Source organism: Stenotrophomonas sp. YJH_SMC_64, assembly GCF_059371375.1.
This window is the reverse complement of record NZ_JCAFUN010000003.1, coordinates 50,513-70,489: the sequence shown is the minus strand read 5'-3', so window position 1 is coordinate 70,489 and position 19,977 is coordinate 50,513. Positions and strand designations below refer to the sequence as shown.

Genomic DNA, 19,977 nt, shown 5'->3' with positions numbered 1-19,977 from the left:
GCGGGCAAGTTTCATGCCTCGTTGACGACATTCCGACAGCCGACGGGAATCACGGTTCTGGACGCGGGTCGAATGGGGTCAGAACCCTTTTGCATGGCAAAAGGGTTCTGACCCGGAGCCCAAAAGAAACCCGCGCCGAAGCGCGGGTTCCGGTGTCACAACCGAACGGCGATGGATCAGCCGCGCAGCTGCTCCAGCGCGGCGTTGAAGGTCGCGCTCGGGCGCATCGCCTTGCTCGCCTTGGCGACGTCCGGGCGGTAGTAGCCGCCGATGTCCACGGCCTTGCCCTGCACCGCGATCAGCTCTTCGACGATCTTCTGCTCGTTGTCGGTCAGTGCCTTGGCCAGCGGTGCGAAGCGTGCCTTCAGTGCCGCATCTTCGTCCTGTGCGGCCAGCGCCTGCGCCCAGTACAGCGCGATGTAGAAGTGGCTGCCACGGTTGTCGATGCCACCCAGCTTGCGCGACGGCGACTTGTCGTTGTCCAGGAACTGGCCGTTGGCTTCGTCCAGCGCCTTGGCCAGCACGCGGGCGGCGGCGTTGTCGTAGCGGTTGCCCAGGTGTTCCAGCGACGCGGCCAGGGCCAGGAACTCACCCAGCGAATCCCAGCGCAGGTAGTCCTCTTCGACGAACTGCTGCACGTGCTTCGGGGCCGAACCACCGGCGCCGGTCTCGAACAGGCCGCCACCGGCCATCAGCGGCACGATCGACAGCATCTTGGCGCTGGTGCCCAGCTCCATGATCGGGAACAGGTCGGTCAGGTAGTCGCGCAGCACGTTGCCGGTCACCGAGATGGTGTCCTCGCCCTTGCGGATGCGGTCCAGCGAGAACGCGGTGGCTTCCACCGGCGGCAGGATGCGGATGTCCAGGCCGGTGGTGTCGTGGTTCTTCAGGTACTGCTCGACCTTGGCGATGACCTGCGCGTCGTGGGCGCGGGCGGCATCCAGCCAGAACACGGCCGGGGTGCTGCTCAGGCGGGCGCGTTCGACGGCCAGCTTGACCCAGTCCTGGATCGGCGCGTCCTTGGTCTGGCACATGCGCCAGATGTCACCGGCTTCCACGGCGTGTTCGAACACCACGTTGCCGGCATCGTCGGTGACCTTGACCACGCCGTCGGCAGCAATCTGGAAGGTCTTGTCGTGCGAACCGTACTCTTCGGCCTTCTGCGCCATCAGGCCGACGTTCGGCACCGAGCCCATGGTGGCCGGGTCGAAGGCGCCGTGCGCCTTGCAGTCGTCGATGACGGCCTGGTACACGCCGGCGTAGCAGCGGTCCGGAATGACCGCCTTGGTGTCCTGCAGCTTGCCTTCGGCGTTCCACATCTTGCCCGAGTCGCGGATCATCGCCGGCATCGAGGCGTCGACGATCACGTCGCTCGGCACGTGCAGGTTGGTGATGCCCTTGTCCGAATTGACCATGGCCACGCCCGGACGCTGCGCGTACTCGGCGGCCAGGTCCGCTTCGATCGCGGCGCGGGTGGCTTCCGGCAGCGACGGCAGGCGCGCGGCCAGGTCACCGATGCCGTTGTTGGCATCGAAACCGGCCTGCTTGAGCACGTCGGCGTGCTTGGCCAGCACGTCCTTGTAGAACTCGTTGACCGCCACGCCGAACATGATCGGGTCGGAGACCTTCATCATGGTCGCCTTCAGGTGCAGCGAGAACAGCACGCCCTGGGCCTTGGCATCGGCGATCTGCTCACCGATGAACGCGGCCAGCGCCTTGCGGCTCATGACGGCGGCATCGACGATCTCGCCGGCCTTGACCGTGGTCTTTTCCTTCAGCACGACGGCGCTGCCGTCCTTGCCGTGGAAGGTGATCTTCAGCGCACCGGCGTTGGCCAGGGTGGCCGACTTCTCGCTGCCGTAGAAATCGCCGGCGGCCATGTGCGCGACGTGCGACTTCGAATCCGACGCCCAGGCGCCCATGCGGTGCGGGTGCTTGCGCGCGTAGTTCTTCACCGACAGCGGTGCACGACGGTCGGAGTTGCCTTCGCGCAGAACCGGGTTCACCGCACTGCCCTTGACCTTGTCGTAGCGCGCCTTGTAGTCGCGCTGCTGGTCGTCGGCCGGGGTTTCCGGGTAATCCGGCAGCGGATAGCCCTGGTCCTGCAGTTCCTTGATGGCCGCCTTCAACTGCGGCACCGAGGCGGAGATGTTCGGCAGCTTGATGATGTTGGCGTCCGGGGTGGTCGCCAGCTGGCCCAGCTCGGCCAGGTCGTCGCTGACCTTCTGCGCGTCGGACAGCAGTTCCGGGAACTGCGACAGGATGCGGCCGGACAGCGAGATGTCACGGGTTTCCACCACGATGCCGGCAGTGGCGGTGTAGGCGTCGACGATCGGCAGCAGCGACTGGGTCGCCAGGAACGGTGCTTCGTCGGTCAGCGTGTAGAGGATCTTGGACATGGGGGACTTGGACTCTGTAGCAATGCTCAGGGGAAGGCCGGCGCCAGCGCCGGGCCACGTGCAACCGTGTCGCTTTCCCCCGTCGCCGTCAGGGTGGGCGCGCGGCGGGGAAACCCCTGCATTGTCGCGTTTTCAGCCGCGCGGGGCAAAGCCGCGCCATACGCGGCGGTACTGCACGGCGGCAACGCTGTGATCCATCCACGCGCGGCGTGGATCTGCGCGAACGCCGCCGTCAGTGAATCCACGCCATGCATGGATGAAGCCAGCCACCGGCCAATAAAAAAGGACGCAGCCTTGCGGCTGCGTCCATCGTGAGTCCTGCCGGGAGAGAGTCGGCAGGACTTACTTGACCTCGAACTCCTGCGGCGTTCCAGCCGCCTTGCCATCGACCGTGACCTCGGCGCGGTACTTGCCGGCCGGCCAGCCCTTTGCATTCTTGAACGTGACGTTGGTGGTCTCCGCGCCGCTGGCATTCAGGGTCGCGGTCTGTTCGCCGGCCACCTGGCCGTCCTGGAAGGTCAGCTTGGCACCGACATTGACGTTGTTGGCGGCGCCATCGGTCTTGACCGAGACGATGACATCATCCTTCGGCGAGAACAGTGCAGCCGGGGCGACCGATTTGTCGGCGGCAGCGGTCTTGCCCACGGTGACGGTGGAAACGCTGACCGCGGCAGCTTCCGCCATCGGCGGCGGTGCACCGGTCATCGGTGCCGGCGCTGCCGGCTCGGCCGGAGCCGTGGCGGCCGGAGCGGCGTTGGTGTCGGTCGACTCTTCCTTCTTCTTGCAACCGACCAAGGCAACGCTGCCCAACAGGGCGGCGATCAGGGCGGTCTGGAGCGGGGTGGTCTTGATCATTCGGGGTTCCTCCCAGGGATTGTCGGACGGCGTTTGATCGCCGGCTTACTTCGGCGGCAGTTTCAGGGTCTGGCCCGGGAAGATCTTGTCCGGGTCGTCAAGCACATCGCGATTGGCTTCGAAGATCTTCTTCCAGGCGTTGGCGTCGCCCAGATGCTGCTTGGCGATCTTCGACAGCGAGTCACCCTTCTGCACGGTATAGGTGCCGCCGCTGACGATCTCGGCGGTGCTGTCCACCGAAGCGCTCACGCCGGAGAAGTCCGCCTTCGGCACCTGCTCGGCGGTACTGTCGACGCTGGCGCTGACGCCGGAGAAATCGGCTTTCTTCTCGGTACTCATCCACAACTCCCGTCTGCATGACTACGTGGCTCGCACGGTGCCATGGCGGTTGTTAAATGGGGATGGTGCAGATGTGAAGCCGCCCCGGGGGGCGGCTGAACAATCGGGAGAGACGGTGCCCGGTAGTGCCGGCCGCTGGTCGGCTGTGCCAGGGGGATCCGGCCTTGGCCGATTGCCGGCCAGCGGCCGGCACTACCCGTAACCGCCTGCGAATCATGGTAGTGCCGGCCGCTGGCCGGTGTTCGCCGGGCATGGCCCGGCACAACGGGCAACCGCCTGCGGCGGTTACTGGCGCAGTTCGCGGTAGGTCGCGGCCGGGGCGGCAATGCCGGGACTGGCACGCCACGGATTGATGTCCAGGCCGCCACGGCGGGTATAGCGCGCCTCCACTTCCAGCCATTGCGGCTGGCAGCGCGCAGACACCTCGCTGAAGATCCGCTCAACGCACTGCTCGTGGAACTCGGCGTGCTCGCGGTAGCTGACCAGATAGCGCAGCAGGCCGGCACGATCGATCTTCGGCCCGCGGTAACGCAGGCTGACCGTCGCCCAGTCCGGCTGGCCGGTGACCGGGCAGTTGGACTTCAGCAGTGCCGAGACCAGGGTCTCCTCCACCACCTCACCGGCATTGGCCGAGAGAAAGTCCGCCTGCGGCGGGCCGTAGCAGTCGATCTCCAGCTCCAGCCCGTCGATGGATTCACCGAGCGGCGTCTCGCGCAGGCCCGGCAGCCCGAACTCGACCTGGACCGGCGCACCGGCACAATCTGACAGATCCGCCACGATGCGCGCGCGCAGTGCCTCGGCGCTGTCGATGCGGGTGCTGTTGAGGGAGTTGAGGTACAGCTTGAACGACTTCGATTCGATCAGCCGCGGCGAAGTGCACGGCACCTGCACGGTGGCCACGGCCACCTGCGGCTTGCCACGCGGGTCGAGCCAGCTCAGCTCGAAGGCGTGCCAGCGGTCATGGCCGACGAACGGCAGCGCGGCGTCATCGAGGCCGATTTCGGCGCGGGCGCCGCTGCGGGGGATGGGAAACAGCAGGCCGGGATCGTACTGCGACGGGTAACTGACCTCGCGACCGAGGCTGGAATCCTGTGGGGTGTTCATGGGGGTCATTGTATCGCGCGGACGGCGGGCCTTCGGCCGGGCTGGCCAACGGCGGAGCCCCTCCGTGGTGGTTTTGTTGGTTGGTCGTGGAAGGCGGTCTATCGGCTTGGCCGGGTGGGTAGGCGGGTCGGGGGACGCCGTAAACCCGTCCTTGGGGGCTTGGCCGCGGCTTGCTCGTGTGCGCTGTCCTGCGCACACGGCAAGGCCTGGGTTGGGCGTCCTGCCCAACCCGCCCGAGGCATGCCTCGGGCCCATGCCGCGGACACCCCCGCCCCGCCTACCCACCCGGCCCCTGACAGTTCCTTGCGCGCCACCACCACCACGGGAAAGATCAGGAAAATCAAAATCAGAAGCCGATCCTTCAGACATTCATGACGTCCGCCGTGCCGACCAACGGTCGGCACCCACCAACAGCAGCGGGCACCAACAGCCGCGGGAAACTGTCGAAGGCGGGGTGGGTCCGGTTGAGGGGGTGTCCGCGGCATGGATGCCGCGGCCAAGCCCCCATGGACGGGTTTACGGCGTCCCCCTCAACCGGACCCACCCCGCCATCCCACGGAATGCCCGCTTTTGACGTTGACGTTGATTTAGGCGGGTGCAGGGCTGCAAGCCCTGCCGGAAACCCTCACCCCGCAGGCGTGCCGGCACCGTGCAGGTAATCCAGGCTCACCTGCAGCAACGCGCGCAGTCCGACATCCAGCGCCTTCTCATCCAGCAGGAACTTCGGCGAATGATTGGCGGGCGCCGTCGCCGGGTCGATGCCCACGCTGGTGGAACCAACGAAGAAGAACATCCCCGGCACTTCCTTCGCGTACAGCGAGAAATCCTCCGCGCCCATCTGCAGCGGTGGCTCGTACACGTTGTCCTTGCCCACCACCGCCTGCAGGCTCGGCAGCATCTTCGCGGTCAGCGCCGGGTCGTTCACCGTGGCCGGGTTGCCTTCTGATTCGTAGATGTCGGTCACCGCCTTCGCACCGTGCGCGGCGGCGGTGTGCTCGGCGACGTTGCGCAGGTCGGCGAAGATCTGCTGGCGCATGCCCTCGTCGAAGGTGCGGATGGTGCCGACCATCTCCACTTCATCGGGAATGATGTTGTAGCGGATGCCACCGTTGATCGCACCGAAGGTCAGCACCGCCGGCTGCTTGGACAGATTCGCGCGGCGGCTGACGATGGTCTGCGCGGTACCGACCAGATCAGCGGTGGCAACGATCGGGTCGACACCGTTCCACGGTGCCGAGCCGTGCGTCTGGCGACCGATCACCTTGATCCCGAAACGATCCGAGGCGGCCATCAATGGGCCACCGCGAACCGCGATCTGACCGGCCTGCACGCTGGAGAACACATGCAGGCCAAACACCGCCTCCGGCTTGAAGTCGGCGAACAGGCCTTCCTTCAGCATCAGCGCGGCACCGCCCTCTTCCGGCGGCGGTGCGCCTTCCTCGGCCGGCTGGAAGATCAGCATCACCTGGCCCGGCAGGTCCTTCTTCATCGACACCAGCGCTTCGGCCACGCCCAGCAAGGTGGCGGTGTGCGCGTCATGGCCGCAGGCATGCATCACGCCCACGGTCTGGCCGCGGTACTGGTCGGTGGCCTTGGAGGCGAACGGCAGCCCGGTCTGTTCGGTTACCGGCAGCGCGTCCATGTCCGCACGCAGCGCGATCTTCGGGCCGGGCTTGCCGCCTTCGATGATCGCCACCACGCCGTGGTGGGCGATGCCGGTCTTCGGCTTCAAGCCCATCGCACGCAGGCGCTTGGCGACCTCGGCCGAGGTGCGCGCCTCGCGGTTGGACAGTTCCGGGTGCTGATGGAAGTCGCGGCGCCATTCAACCACCTTGGCCTGCAGGCGCTGGGCAGCGGCGGTCACTTCGGGCCGTTGCCCGTCCTGGGCGTGGGCAACGGCCGGCAGGGCCAGCAGCAGGGCGGACAACAGCAGCGAACGGCGCATCGCAATCTCCACAGCAAGAGGGGTCCAGCTGAATGTAGGGCAACACCGCCGCCACGGGAACCTCCGCGGCCGGATCCGGTCTTAGCGCCCGTCCCATCCGTCATGCAGGAAACGTGATGTGGCACAGGTATGCTTTGCGCATTGCCAACCGGGGCCGCGCCCCGTCCAGCCCTCTTGGAGTCCTCGTAATGTCACGTGTTTGGAAGATCGTGCTGCTGGTCGTGGCGGTTCTGGTGCTGGCCGTGGTCGGCCTGCGCGTCATCGGCGGGGGCAAGGACAAGGCTGGAAAGCCGGCAGCGGGAGCGCGCCAGGGTGGCGAAGACCCGGATGCCGGCCCGGTGCCGGTGACCGTGGTCGAGGCCACGCACCAGGACGTACCGGTGTATGCCAGCGCACTGGGTACCGTGACGGCAATGAACACCGTCACCGTCAGCCCGCAGGTCGGTGGCCAGCTGATGAGCCTGAACTTCCGCGAAGGCCAGGAAGTGAAGAAGGGCGACGTGCTGGCAGTAATCGATCCACGCACCGCCCAGGCCAGCTACGACCAGGCCGCGGCAGCCAAGCGCCAGAACGAGGCGCTGCTGGCCACCGCGCGCTCCAACTACCAGCGCTCCAATGCGCCGGAGTACCGCCAGTTCGTCGCCAAGACCGATCTGGATACACAGCGAAACCAAGTGGCACAGTACGAAAGCGCAGTCGCGGCGAACGAAGCCAGCATGCGCTCGGCACAGGTGCAGCTGCAGTACACCAGGGTCACCGCACCGATCACCGGCATCGCCGGCATCCGCGCGGTCGACGCGGGCAACGTGGTCAACGCCGGCACCGCGCTGGTCACCCTGACCCAGATCCACCCGATCCACGTCCTGTTCAACCTGCCCGAACGCCAGCTCGGCGACGTGCGCCAGGCGCAGGCCGCCGGCGCGGTGCCGGTGGCGGCACTGGACCGCGCCGACTCGCACGTGCTGTCCGGCGACGGCAAGCTGGACGTGGTCGACAACCTGATCAGTGCCGACAGCGGCACCTTCAAGGCGCGCGCGCTGTTCGACAACACCGACAACAGCCTGTGGCCGGGCCAGTTTGTCAACGTGCGCATGCAGCTGCGCACGATTGCCGGCGGCGTGGTCATTCCGACCCAGGCCGTGCTGCGTGGGCCGGATGGCGAGTACGTCTACGTCGTGCAGGGCGACAACACGGTGAAGATGCAGACCGTGCGCAGCGGCGTGGAAGTGGGCGACAGCCAGGTGCAGATCGCCGAAGGCCTGAAGGGCGGCGAGCGGGTGGTCAGTGAAGGCCAGTTCCGCCTGAAGCCGGGCAGCAAGGTCACCGCACTGAAGCCGGGCGAAACCCCGGCCGCACCAACCGAGGCCGAGCTGAAGGCGGCCGAACAGAAGAACGGTGGCGGCGGTGGCCGTCGCGGTGGCGGTCCGCGCTGAGCGCAGGCCACGGTTCTCCCTCGCGCCGGCGGACCCGCCGGCGCCGACATTGAAGTGCCAGCAAGGATCAGTCCGTGGGCTTTTCGACGATCTTCATCCGCCGCCCGATCGCTACCTCGCTGTTGATGGCGGGCCTGTTGCTGCTGGGCATCCTCGGTTACCGCAAGCTGCCGGTGTCGGCGTTGCCGGAAATCGATGCGCCCAGCCTGGTGGTCACCACCCAGTACCCCGGCGCAAACGCCACCACCATGGCCTCGCTGGTCACCACGCCGCTGGAGCGCCAGTTCGGCCAGATCTCCGGGCTGGAGCTGATGACCTCCGACTCGTCGGCTGGCTTGTCCACGATCATCCTGCAGTTCTCGATGGACCGCGATATCGACATCGCCGCGCAGGACGTGCAGGCGGCGATCCGCCAGGCCACCCTGCCCTCGTCGCTGCCCTACCAGCCGGTCTACAACCGGGTGAACCCGGCCGACGCAGCCATCGTCACCCTGAAACTGACCTCCGACACGCGCCCGCTGCGCGACGTCAACAATTACGCCGACTCGATCCTGGCCCAGCGCCTGTCGCAGGTGCAGGGCGTCGGCCTGGTCTCGATTGCCGGCAACGTGCGCCCGGCCGTGCGCATCCAGGTCAATCCGGCGCAGCTGTCGAACATGGGCCTGACCCTGGAACAGCTGCGCAGCGCGCTCACCCAGGCCAACGTCAATGCGCCCAAGGGCTCGTTGAACGGCAAGACCCAGTCCTACAGCATCGGCACCAACGACCAGCTGGCCAGCGCCGCCGAGTACCGCGACACCATCATCAGCTACAAGAACGGCCGCCCGGTGCGGCTGTCCGACGTGGCCGAGGTGGTCGACGGCGTGGAGAACGACCAGCTGGCGGCCTGGGCCGATGGCAAGCCGGCGGTGCTGCTGGAAGTGCGCCGCCAGCCGGGCGCCAACATCGTGCAGACCGTCGAGCGCATCCGCGCGATCCTGCCGCAGCTGCAGGGCGTGCTGCCGGCCGACGTGCACCTGGAGATCTTCAACGACCGCACCGAGACCATCCGCGCCTCGGTGCACGAAGTGCAGTTCACCCTGATCCTCACCATCGGCCTGGTGGTGGCGGTGATCTTCGTGTTCCTGCGCCGGCTGTGGGCCACGATCATTCCCTCGGTGGCGGTGCCGCTGTCGCTGGCCGGCACCTTCGCGGTGATGGCCTTTGCCGGCATGTCGCTGGACAACCTGTCGCTGATGGCGCTGGTGGTGGCCACCGGCTTCGTGGTCGACGATGCGATCGTGATGATCGAGAACATCGTGCGTTACATCGAGCAGGGCAAGAGTGGCAAGGAAGCGGCCGAGATCGGCGCACGCCAGATCGGCTTCACCGTGCTGTCGCTGACGGTCTCGCTGGTGGCGGTGTTCCTGCCGCTGCTGCTGATGCCTGGCGTCACCGGCCGTCTGTTCCACGAGTTCGCCTGGGTGCTGAGCATCGCCGTGGTGCTGTCGATGCTGATCTCGCTGACGCTGACCCCGATGATGTGCGCCTACCTGCTCAAGCCCGATGCCCTGCCCGAGGGCGAGGATGCGCATGAGCGCGCAGCGGCGGCCGGCAAACAGAACCTGTGGACGCGCACCGTCGGCCTGTACGAGCACAGCCTGGACTGGGTGCTGGGCCACCAGCGCCTGACCCTGGCCGTGGCCGGTGGCGCGCTGGTATTGACCGTGCTGCTGTACGTGTTGATTCCCAAGGGGCTGCTGCCCGAGCAGGACACCGGCCTGATCACCGGCGTGGTGCAGGCCGACCAGAACATCGCTTTCCCGCAGATGGAACAGCGCACCAGGCAGGTCGCCGAAGCCCTGCGCCAGGATCCGGACGTGACCGGCGTGTCGGCATTCATCGGTGCCGGCAGCATGAACCCCACGCTCAACCAGGGCCAGCTGTCGATCGTGCTGAAGGAGCGCAGCCAGCGTGATGGCCTGGATGAGATCCTGCCGCGCCTGCAGAAGGCGGTGGCCGGAATCCCGGGCGTGGCGCTGTACCTGAAGCCGGTGCAGGACGTGACCCTGGACACCCGCGTGGCCGCCACCGAGTACCAGTACTCGCTGTCGGACGTGGATTCGGCAACGGTGGCCACGCAGGCCACGCGCCTGACCGAAGCGCTGCGCAAGCGCCCGGAACTGGCCGACGTGGACAACAACCTGTCCAACCAGGGCCGCGCGCTTGAACTGAACATCGACCGCGACAAGGCCAGTGTGCTGGGCGTGCCGATGCAGACCATCGACGACACGCTCTACGATGCCTTCGGCCAGCGCCAGATCTCGACCATCTTCACCGAACTCAACCAGTATCGGGTTGTGCTGGAAGTGGCGCCGGAGTTCCGCACCAGCACCGCGCTGATGGAACAGCTGGCCGTGGCTTCCAACGGCGCCGGCGCGCTGACCGGCACCAATGCCACCAGCTTCGGCCAGGTCACCTCGTCCAACTCGTCCACCGCCACCGGCATCGGCGCGCAGAACACCGGCATCACGGTCGGCGCCGGCAACATCATCCCGCTGTCGGCGCTGGCCGAAGGCAAGGTCAGCAGTGCGCCGCTGGTGGTCAGCCACCAGCAGCAGCTGCCGGCGGTGACGGTCTCGTTCAACGTGGCGCCGGGCTATTCGCTGTCCGAAGCGGTGCGTGCGATCCAGGAGACCAAGGACAGCCTGGACATGCCGGCACACCTGCATGCCGAGTTCATCGGCAAGGCCGCCGAATTCACCGGCAGCCAGACCGATGTGGTGTGGCTGCTGCTGGCCTCGCTGGTGGTGATCTACATCGTGCTCGGCGTGCTCTACGAGAGCTACATCCACCCGATCACGATCATCTCCACGCTGCCACCGGCCGGCGTCGGCGCGCTGCTGGCGCTGATGCTGTGCGGGCTGAGCCTGTCGGTGGACGGCATCGTCGGCATCGTGCTGCTGATCGGCATCGTCAAGAAGAACGGCATCATGATGGTGGACTTCGCGATCGAGGCGCGTCGCGCCGGTGCCAACGCGCATGAAGCGATCCGCCGCGCCTGCCTGCTGCGCTTCCGTCCGATCATGATGACCACCGCCGCGGCAATGCTCGGCGCACTGCCGCTGGCGCTGGGCACCGGCATCGGCTCGGAGCTGCGCCGCCCGCTGGGCATCGCCATCGTCGGCGGCCTGCTGCTGTCGCAGCTGGTCACGCTGTACACGACGCCGGTGATCTACCTGTACATGGAACGCTTCTCCGAATGGCTGGCGCGCCGCCGCGAGCAGCGCGCACTGCGCAACGGTTCGCTGCAGGAGCCGCAGGCATGATCCACGCCCCGCTGCTGCGGTGGGCCGCACGATGAACCTGTCCGGCCCCTTCATCCGCCGCCCGATCGGCACCGCGCTGCTGGCCATCGGCCTGTTCATGGTCGGCCTGATCTGCTACCTGCGCCTGGGCGTATCGGCACTGCCGAACATCGAGATCCCGGTGATCTTCGTGCACGCCAGCCAGTCCGGCGCGGATGCGGCGACCATGGCCTCGACAGTCACCGCGCCGCTGGAGCGCCACCTCGGCCAGCTGCCGGGCATCGACCGCATGCGCTCGTCGAGCTCGGAAGGCAGCTCGCTGGTGTTCATGATCTTCCAGAGCGGCCACAACATCGATTCGGCCGCGCTGGACGTGCAGACCGCGATCAACTCGGCGCAGGCCGACCTGCCTTCGGGCATGGGCTCGCCGATGTACCAGAAGGCGAATCCGAACGACGACCCGGTCATCGCCATCGCGCTGACCTCGCAGACGCAGTCGGCCGACGAGCTGTACAACGTCGCCGACTCGCTGCTGGCCCAGCGCATCCGCCAGATCAGCGGCGTTGCTTCGGTCGACATCGCTGGCGCTTCGACGCCGGCGGTGCGTGTGGACGTCAACCTGCGCCTGATGAACGCGCTCGGCCTGACCGCCGACGACCTGCGCAACGCCGTGCGCGCGGCCAACGTGACCTCGCCCACCGGCTTCCTCAGCGACGGCAACACCACTACCGCGATCATCGCCAACGACTCGGTGGCGCGTGCCGCCGACTTCGCCGACCTGGTGGTCAAGACCCAGGGCGATGGCCGGGTGATCCGCCTGAAGGACATCGCCAACGTCTACGACGGCCAGCAGGATGCCTACCAGGCCGCGTGGTTCGACCACAAACCGGCGGTGGTGATGTACGTGTTCACCCGTGCCGGCGCCAACATCGTGGAGACCGTGGACCGGGTCAAGGCGCAGATCCCGACCCTGCGCGATTACCTGCAGCCCGGCACCACGATGACGCCGTACTTCGACCGTACGCCGACCATCCGCTCGTCGCTGCATGAAGTGCAGATCACCCTGCTGATCAGCCTGGCGATGGTGGTGCTGACCATGGCGCTGTTCCTGCGCCGGCTGGCACCCACGCTGATCGCTGCGGTGACCGTGCCGCTGTCGCTGGCCGGTGCCGCGCTGGTGATGTACGTGATGGGCTTCACCCTGAACAACCTGAGCCTGCTGGCGCTGGTGATCGCCATCGGCTTCGTGGTCGACGATGCGATCGTGGTGATCGAGAACATCATGCGCCACCTCGACGAAGGCATGCCGCGGATGCAGGCGGCGCTCACCGGCGCGCGCGAGATCGGCTTTACCATCGTCTCGATCACCGCCTCGCTGGTGGCGGTGTTCATCCCGCTCCTGTTCGCCAGCGGCATGATGGGTGCGTTCTTCCGCGAATTCACCGTCACCCTGGTGGCGGCCATCGTGGTCTCGATGATCGTTTCGCTGACGCTGACTCCGGCGCTGTGCAGCCGGTTCCTCAGCGCACACGACCACAGCGCGCCGCCGTCGCGCTTCGGCCGCTGGCTGGATGCCGGCCATGAGCGCATGCTTCGCATCTACACGGTCTTCCTCGACTTCTCGCTGCGCCACGCGCTGCTGCTGTCGCTGACCCCGCTGATCCTGATCGGCGCCACCGTCTTCCTGTTCGGCGCGGTGAAAAAGGGCGCGTTCCCGCCGCAGGACACCGGCCTGATCTGGGGCCGCGCCAATTCCAGCGCCACGGTGTCCTTCGAGGACATGGTCGCCCGCCAGCGTCGCATCACCGACATGCTGATGGCCGACCCCGCGGTGAAGACCGTGGGCGTGCGCCTGGGCAGCGGCCGCCAGGGCTCCAGCGCACAGTTCAACATCGAGCTGAAGTCGCGCAGCGATGGCCGTCGCGAAACCACCGCGCACGCACTCGCACGGCTGAGTGCCAAGGCCGACCGCTACCCCGACCTGCAGCTGCGCCTGCGCGCGATCCAGGATCTGCCGAGCAACGATGGCGGCGGTTCCAGCCAGGGCGCGCAGTACCGCATCTCGCTACAGGGCAACGACCTGGCATCGCTGCAGGAATGGCTGCCCAAGCTGCAGGCGGAGCTGAAGAAGAACCCCAAGCTGCGCGATGTCGGTACCGACGTGGACAACGCCGGCCTGCGCCAGAACATCCAGATCGACCGCGCCAAGGCCGCACGCCTGGGTATCACCGTGGGTGCCATCGACGGTGCGCTGTACGGTGCGTTCGGCCAGCGCCAGATCTCCACCATCTATTCGGACATCAACCAGTACAGCGTGGTGGTCAACGCCCTGCCCTCGCAGACCGCCACCCCCGCCGCGCTGGACGAGGTGTACGTGCGTGCGCGCAACGGCGACATGGTGCCGATCACCGCGGTGGCCACGCAGATGCCCGGCCTGGCCCCGTCGCAGATCACCCACGAGAACCAGTACACGACGATGGACCTCAGCTACAACCTGGCTCCGAACGTGAGCATGGGTGAGGCCAAGGCGATCATCGACGCGACCGTGGCCGGCATGCGCATGCCTGGTGACATCCGCCTGGCCGATGATGCGGGCTTCGGCTTCAACTCCGACCCCAGCGACATGCTGATCCTGGTGTTCGCCGCGATCCTGACCGTGTACCTGGTGCTGGGCATGCTCTACGAGAGCCTGATCCATCCGGTCACCATCCTGTCCACGCTGCCGGCGGCGGGCGTGGGTGCACTGCTCGCGTTGTTCGGCACCAACACCGAGTTGTCGGTGATCTCGATGATCGCGCTGGTGCTGTTGATCGGCATCGTCAAGAAGAACGCGATCATGATGATCGACTTCGCGCTGGTGGCGCAGCGCGAGCATGGCCTGGCACCGCGCGATGCCGCGCGCGAGGCCAGCATCGTGCGCTTCCGCCCGATCATGATGACCACGATGGTGGCGATCCTGGCGGCGGTGCCGCTGGCGATCGGCCTGGGCGAAGGCTCCGAACTGCGCCGCCCGCTGGGCATCGCGATGATCGGCGGCCTGCTGTTCTCGCAGAGCCTGACCCTGCTCAGCACGCCGGCGCTGTACGTGATCTTCTCGTGCCTGGCCGAACGCTGGCGGGCCCGTCGCGCGCGCAAGCGCGAAGCGAAGCTGCTCAAGCGCGCGCAGCGTGCGTAGAACGGCCCATCCACGCATGGCGTGGATCTAAGGGTAGAGCGGGCCGCTGGCCGGCTTTCTCGGTACGGCAAATCTGCCGGCCAGCGGCCGGCACTACCGCGGTGGTCCGCCCTCCATATTTCACGCGCACCCCGCAATAATGGTGGGAGATCCTTCCACCGAGCCTGCATGCCCGCCCGCCAATCCCGCCTCAGCCGCCTGTGGGCCCACGAGAAGGCCAGTTACGGCCTGCGCGTGTTCATCGCCCTGACCGCAGCGCTTGCCGTGTGCTGGCAGCTGGATGCGCTGACCGCCCTGCCCGGCGTTTTCCTCGGCATCATCGCCAGCGCCATCGCCGAGACCGACGACAACTGGTGGGGCCGGACCAAGGCGGTGGCGCTGTCGCTGCTGTGTTTCTGCATCGCTGCGGCGTCGGTGATCTGGCTGTTCCCCTGGCCGTGGATCTTCATCGGCGCGCTGGCACTGTCCACCTTCGGCCTGACCCTGCTGGGCGCGCTCGGCGAGCGCTACGCATCCATCGCCCAGGCCACGGTAACGCTGGCGATCTACACCATGATCGGGCTGGAGCAGCACGGTGCCAGCGACCTGCATACCGCGCTGCAAGCGGTCAGCCACCTGCTGGCGGGCGCCGTCTGGTACGGACTGCTGTCGATCCTGTGGACCGCACTGTTCGCCAACCGACCGGTGCGCGAGCGCGTGGCGCGGCTTTACATCGAGCTGGGCCGCTACCTGCAGCTGAAGGCCGCCCTGTTCGAACCGGTACGTGAGGCCGACCTGCAACGCCGCCAGCTCGACCTGGCCGAGCAGAACCGGCGCGTGGTCGGCGCGTTGAACGAGGCCAAGACCGCGATTCTCGCCCGCTTCGGCCGTTCCGGGCGGCCGGGCGTGAACTCCGGCCTGTACCTGCGCCTCTATTACATGGCACAGGATTTCCACGAGCGCGCCAGTTCCTCGCACTACCCTTACGGCGCCCTGGTCGATGCGTTCTTCCACAGCGACGTGCTGTACCGCTGCCAGCGCCTGCTCGATCTTCAGGGCCAGGCCTGCGCGCGCCTGGGCGAGGCGATCCGCCTGCGCCGCCCGTTCGTGTATGGCGAAACCAACCAGCAGGCCGGGCGCGACCTGGCCGATGCGCTGGCCTATCTGCGCGACCAGCAGCGCCCGCAGTGGCAGCGACTGCTGGGTTCGCTGGACCTGCTGGTGCACAACCTGCGCAGCATCGAACGCCGCCTGCTGGACGCCGAACGCTCCGAGGCCAGCCTCGACAATGTCGATACGCGCCTGCGCGACAGCAACCCGCATACCCTGCGCGAGATGGGCGTGCGCGTGCGCCAGCAGCTCACGCCCGGCTCGGTCCTGTTCCGCCACGGCCTGCGCATGGCATTGGCGCTGATCGCCGGTTTCGCCGCGATCCGTCTGTTCAATGCGCAGAACGGCTCGTGGGTGCTGCTGACCATCGTATTCGTGTGCCGGCCCAACTTCGGCGCCACCCGCCAACGCCTGGCGCAGCGCATCGTCGGCACCGTGGCGGGCCTCGTGCTCACCTGGGCGCTGCTGCAGTTGTTCCCGCAACTGCACGTGCAACTGCTGATCGCGCTGCTGTCGGCGCTGCTGTTCTTCTTCACCCGCACCGACCGCTACCTGGTGGCATCGGCGGCGATCACGGTGATGGCCCTGACCTGCTTCAACCTGATCGGCGATGGCTTCGTGCTGATCGTGCCGCGCATGGTCGACACGCTGCTGGGCTGCGCGATTGCCGCTGCCGCCGCGTTCCTGATCCTGCCCGACTGGCAGGGCCGCCAGCTGCACCTTGTGCTGGCGCGGGTGCTGGATACCGCCGCGCGCTACCTGGATTCGGTGCTGGGCCAGTACCGCAGCGGCATGCGCGATGACCTGGCCTATCGCATCGCCCGCCGCGACATGCACAACGCCGACGCCGCGCTGTCCACCGCGCTGTCGAACATGCTGCGCGAACCCGGTCATGTGCGCCGCAACCTGGATGCCGGCTTCCACTTCCTGGCGCTCTCCAACACGCTGCTTGGGCACTTGTCGGCGCTGGGTGCACACCGCGACCAGGTGGACAGCTACGCCGGCGATCCGCTGGCCTTGGCCGCCGGTGACCGCGTGCGGAAAGCGCTGCAGCAGCTGGCCTCGGCCCTGACCGCACGGCAGCCGGTCAACGAGGACGACAACGACGCTGATCGCGCGGTGGCGGCCGAGCTGGAGCAGATCGACGAGGCGATGCCGGCGAAGCTGCAGTTGATCCGCACGCAGATGGCGCTGGTGCTGCGGATGCTGCCGAAGGTGCGGGCGGCGGCGAATGAGGCCGTGCGCACGCTCACCTGAAGGCCGGCGCCGGGCAGGGCCTGGCGCGACCCGCAGTCCATCCACGCATGGCGTGGATCTACTGCACCGTGTGCAACCGTGTGTTGCGCCTGGCGCTGCATCCCGATCACGTTCCTGCGCGGATACTGGGTGATCCCCTGCTCCTGGACTCCCCCCATGAAGATCGAACTCGCCGGCCGCACCGCGCTCGTTACCGCTTCCACCGCCGGCATCGGCCTGGCGATCGCCCAGGGTCTTGCCGCGGCGGGTGCGCGGGTCATTCTCAACGGCCGCAGCACCGACAGTGTCGAACGCGCCCGCCAGCGCCTGCTCGCCGCCGTTCCGGGTGCCGAGGTGATCGGCGTCGCCGCCGACCTTTCCGATGCAGCCGGTGTCGATGTGCTGCTGACCGGCCTGCCCAAGGTCGACATCCTGGTCAACAACGCCGGCATTTTCGGCCCCGAGGACTTCTTCGAGACCGAAGACGCCACCTGGGAGCGCTACTGGCAGACCAATGTGATGTCCGGCGTGCGTCTGTCGCGGGCACTGCTGCCGGCGATGGTCGACGCCGGCTGGGGCCGCGTGCTGTTCATCTCCTCCGAATCGGCACGCAACATTCCCGCCGACATGATCCATTACGGTGTCAGCAAGACCGCGCAGCTGTCGCTGTCGCGCGGCCTGGCCAAGCGCGTGGCCGGCAGTGGCGTCACCGTCAACGCGGTGCTGCCCGGCCCGACCCTGTCCGACGGTTTCGCGGCGATGTTCGAAGATGAACGCCAGCGCAGCGGCAAGCCGCTGGAGCAGATCGGCCGCGAGTTCGTGATGGCACACCGGCCGTCTTCGGTGATCCAGCGCACCGCCACGGTCGAGGAAGTAGCCAACATGGTGGTGTACCTGGCCTCGCCGCAGGCTTCGGCCACCTCCGGTGCAGCACTGCGCGTGGACGGCGGCGTGGTCGACGATATCGTCTGAGACCATCGACAGGTGTGCGGACCAACGGTCCGCACCCACAGGTCCGCACCCACAGCGGATAGGCAGGAATGCTAGGCTGCGCCGGTCAAGGAGGTTCCATGTCCGGTCACAACCAGTTCGCCCTGCTGCGCCAGCGCCGTTTCCTGCCGTTCTTCGTCGTCCAGGCGCTGGGTGCGTTCAACGACAACGTGTACCGGCAGGCGATCATCAGCATGTTGCTGTTCATGGCCGTGCCGGAGGAAGAACTGGGGCTGTACGCCACGCTGGCACCGGCCATCTTCATCCTGCCGTACTTCCTGTTCTCGGCACTGGCCGGGCAGATCGCCGACAAACTGGAGAAATCGCGACTGATCGTGATCACCACGACCATGGAGATCGTGATCATGTCGCTGGCGGCCACCGGCTTCCTCACCCAGAGCCTGCCGGTGCTGCTGGTCGCCTTGTTCTGCACCGGCATGCAGTCAACCCTGTTCGGCCCGGTGAAGTACTCGGTGCTGCCCTCGGTGCTCAAGCCCGAAGAGCTGACCGGCGGCAACGGTCTGGTCGAGATGGGCACCTCGATGTCGATCCTGTCCGGCATGATCGTCGGCGGCCTGGTGTTCACCGTGGCCGGCAGCCATGGCACGGTGGTGGCCGCGTGCGTGATCATCGCGCTGGCGATCTGCGGCAACATCGCCGCCCGCCTGATTCCCAAGGTCGATGCCGGCGACCCGGACCTGAAGATCAACTGGAACCCGCTGCCGGAATCACTGGCGGTGCTGCGCATGGCGCGCCAGCAGAAGGCGGTGCGCAATTCAATCCTGGGCGTGTCCTGGTTCTGGTTCGTCGGCACCGTGCTGACCTCGCAGCTGCCGGCCTATGCGGTGACCAACCTCGGCGGCGAACCAACCCTGTACATCTTTGCGCTGGCCCTGTTCTCGGTCGGCACCGGCGTCGGCTCGCTGCTGTGCGAAAAGCTGTCGGCACGCACGGTGGAAATCGGCCTGGTGCCGCTGGGCGCGTTCGGCATGACCGCGTTCCTGCTCGACCTGTACTTCGCGCGCAGCGGCGAGGCGACGGTGCACGGGTTGACCATCGGCACCTTCCTGCAGCAGCCGGGCAGCATCCGCATCGTCATCGACCTGATCGGCATCGGCCTGTTCACCGGTATCTTCGTGGTGCCATTGTTCGCGCTGATCCAGAGCCGCACGCCGAAGGCGCAGATGTCGCGCGTGTTCGCCGCACTGAACATCCAGAATTCCGGCTTCATCGTCGGCGCAGCCCTGTTGTCGCTGGCCGCGCACAAGCTGCTGCACTGGAGCATCCCGCAGCAGTTCCTGGCGCTGGCCATCGCCAACGCGCTGGTGGCGATCTACATCTTCACCATCGTCCCCGAATTCCTGATGCGCTTCCTCAGCTGGCTGATGGTGCGCACCCTGTACCGCCTGCGCCCGCACGGCATCGAAGCCAACGTGCCCGACGAAGGTGCCGCGCTGCTGGTCTGCAACCATGTCAGCTACATGGACGCACTGATCCTGTCGGCGACGATTCCGCGTCCGGTGCGCTTCGTCATGTACTACAGGATCTTCAACATCCCGGTGATGCGCTGGATCTTCCGTACCGCCAAGGCGATCCCGATCGCCGGTGCGCGCGAAGACCCGGCGCTGATGCAGCGCGCGTTCGATGACATCGACGCCGCGTTGGCCGAAGGCGAGCTGGTCTGCATCTTCCCGGAAGGCGCACTGACCAGGGATGGTGCAATCGCCCCGTTCAAGTCCGGCGTCGAGAAGATCCTCGAACGGCGGCCGGTGCCGGTGGTGCCGATGGCCCTGCGCGGCATGTGGTCGAGCATGTGGAGCCGGCGCGACAGCCGCCTCGGCCGCATGCGGGTGCCGCGCCGTTTCCGAGCCACCGTCGAGGTGGTGGCGGCACCGTCCATGGACGGCCACACCACCAACGCCCAGGCGCTGGAAGCCCAGGTGCGGGCCCTGCGCGGCGATCACGCCTGACAGAATCGGACTGACAGGCAGGCCCGGCAACCTCCCCCGCATACGCCACCGTCCAGTGGCGAACACGACATGCCGTGCGTGTAAACGCATACATGCAACGCCGGTTGCGGTAGATTACGCACCCACAGGGGGGAGGTTCGGCCGATTCACCAAGG

11 protein-coding genes are annotated in these 19,977 nt (G+C 67.1%); 6 read left to right on the top strand and 5 right to left on the bottom strand.

The features are described 5' to 3' along the window. Positions 1 to 176 precede the first annotated feature (176 nt). The 5 genes from AC5P9L_RS03555 to AC5P9L_RS03535 form a co-directional block, all read right to left on the bottom strand. Positions 177 to 2,399: an NADP-dependent isocitrate dehydrogenase gene (locus tag AC5P9L_RS03555; RefSeq protein WP_005414674.1), complete on the bottom strand. Its 2,223-nt coding sequence runs from the start codon at positions 2,397 to 2,399 to the stop codon at positions 177 to 179. Between the two features lie 342 nt (positions 2,400 to 2,741). Then, positions 2,742 to 3,254, bottom strand: coding sequence for a hypothetical protein (locus tag AC5P9L_RS03550; RefSeq protein WP_005411286.1), 513 nt, complete (start codon positions 3,252 to 3,254; stop codon positions 2,742 to 2,744). A gap of 45 nt (positions 3,255 to 3,299) precedes the next feature. Then, complete coding sequence (locus AC5P9L_RS03545) at positions 3,300 to 3,593, bottom strand: LysM peptidoglycan-binding domain-containing protein (protein WP_005411287.1); 294 nt, start codon at positions 3,591 to 3,593, stop codon at positions 3,300 to 3,302. Between the two features lie 285 nt (positions 3,594 to 3,878). Further along, positions 3,879 to 4,697: an NADPH-dependent 7-cyano-7-deazaguanine reductase QueF gene (gene queF / locus AC5P9L_RS03540; protein ID WP_012481425.1), complete on the bottom strand. Its 819-nt coding sequence runs from the start codon at positions 4,695 to 4,697 to the stop codon at positions 3,879 to 3,881. Positions 4,698 to 5,322: 625 nt separating this feature from the next. Then, positions 5,323 to 6,642: a M20 family metallopeptidase gene (locus tag AC5P9L_RS03535; protein ID WP_012481426.1), complete on the bottom strand. Its 1,320-nt coding sequence runs from the start codon at positions 6,640 to 6,642 to the stop codon at positions 5,323 to 5,325. 188 nt (positions 6,643 to 6,830) lie between these two features. Between AC5P9L_RS03535 and AC5P9L_RS03530 the strand changes: the two genes are divergently transcribed. The 6 genes from AC5P9L_RS03530 (at position 6,831) to AC5P9L_RS03505 (ending at position 19,822) form a co-directional block, all read left to right on the top strand. Then, on the top strand, positions 6,831 to 8,075 hold the full coding sequence (locus AC5P9L_RS03530; protein WP_099472739.1) for an efflux RND transporter periplasmic adaptor subunit: 1,245 nt from the start codon (positions 6,831 to 6,833) through the stop codon (positions 8,073 to 8,075). A 74-nt stretch (positions 8,076 to 8,149) separates the two neighbouring features. Further along, on the top strand, positions 8,150 to 11,383 hold the full coding sequence (locus AC5P9L_RS03525; protein WP_059035625.1) for an efflux RND transporter permease subunit: 3,234 nt from the start codon (positions 8,150 to 8,152) through the stop codon (positions 11,381 to 11,383). Positions 11,384 to 11,414: 31 nt separating this feature from the next. Continuing rightward, positions 11,415 to 14,537: an efflux RND transporter permease subunit gene (locus tag AC5P9L_RS03520; protein ID WP_005411292.1), complete on the top strand. Its 3,123-nt coding sequence runs from the start codon at positions 11,415 to 11,417 to the stop codon at positions 14,535 to 14,537. 168 nt (positions 14,538 to 14,705) lie between these two features. After that, on the top strand, positions 14,706 to 16,883 hold the full coding sequence (gene yccS, locus AC5P9L_RS03515) for a YccS family putative transporter (protein ID WP_043034292.1): 2,178 nt from the start codon (positions 14,706 to 14,708) through the stop codon (positions 16,881 to 16,883). A 156-nt stretch (positions 16,884 to 17,039) separates the two neighbouring features. Then, the gene (locus AC5P9L_RS03510; protein WP_111117894.1) at positions 17,040 to 17,834 is read left to right on the top strand and encodes an SDR family NAD(P)-dependent oxidoreductase; all 795 of its coding nucleotides are present in this window, start codon (positions 17,040 to 17,042) and stop codon (positions 17,832 to 17,834) included. A gap of 98 nt (positions 17,835 to 17,932) precedes the next feature. After that, positions 17,933 to 19,822, top strand: coding sequence for an MFS transporter (locus AC5P9L_RS03505; protein ID WP_099484737.1), 1,890 nt, complete (start codon positions 17,933 to 17,935; stop codon positions 19,820 to 19,822). The last annotated feature ends 155 nt before the right edge of the window (positions 19,823 to 19,977 follow it).

Coding starts and splice junctions, on each gene's coding strand:
- yccS (WP_043034292.1), top strand. CDS start 14,706: ATGCCCGCCCGCCAATCCCGCCTCAGCCGCCTGTGGGCCCACGAGAAG.
- AC5P9L_RS03545 (WP_005411287.1), bottom strand. CDS start 3,593: ATGAGTACCGAGAAGAAAGCCGATTTCTCCGGCGTCAGCGCCAGCGTC.
- queF (WP_012481425.1), bottom strand. CDS start 4,697: ATGAACACCCCACAGGATTCCAGCCTCGGTCGCGAGGTCAGTTACCCG.
- AC5P9L_RS03520 (WP_005411292.1), top strand. CDS start 11,415: ATGAACCTGTCCGGCCCCTTCATCCGCCGCCCGATCGGCACCGCGCTG.
- AC5P9L_RS03530 (WP_099472739.1), top strand. CDS start 6,831: ATGTCACGTGTTTGGAAGATCGTGCTGCTGGTCGTGGCGGTTCTGGTG.
- AC5P9L_RS03505 (WP_099484737.1), top strand. CDS start 17,933: ATGTCCGGTCACAACCAGTTCGCCCTGCTGCGCCAGCGCCGTTTCCTG.
- AC5P9L_RS03555 (WP_005414674.1), bottom strand. CDS start 2,399: ATGTCCAAGATCCTCTACACGCTGACCGACGAAGCACCGTTCCTGGCG.
- AC5P9L_RS03510 (WP_111117894.1), top strand. CDS start 17,040: ATGAAGATCGAACTCGCCGGCCGCACCGCGCTCGTTACCGCTTCCACC.
- AC5P9L_RS03550 (WP_005411286.1), bottom strand. CDS start 3,254: ATGATCAAGACCACCCCGCTCCAGACCGCCCTGATCGCCGCCCTGTTG.
- AC5P9L_RS03535 (WP_012481426.1), bottom strand. CDS start 6,642: ATGCGCCGTTCGCTGCTGTTGTCCGCCCTGCTGCTGGCCCTGCCGGCC.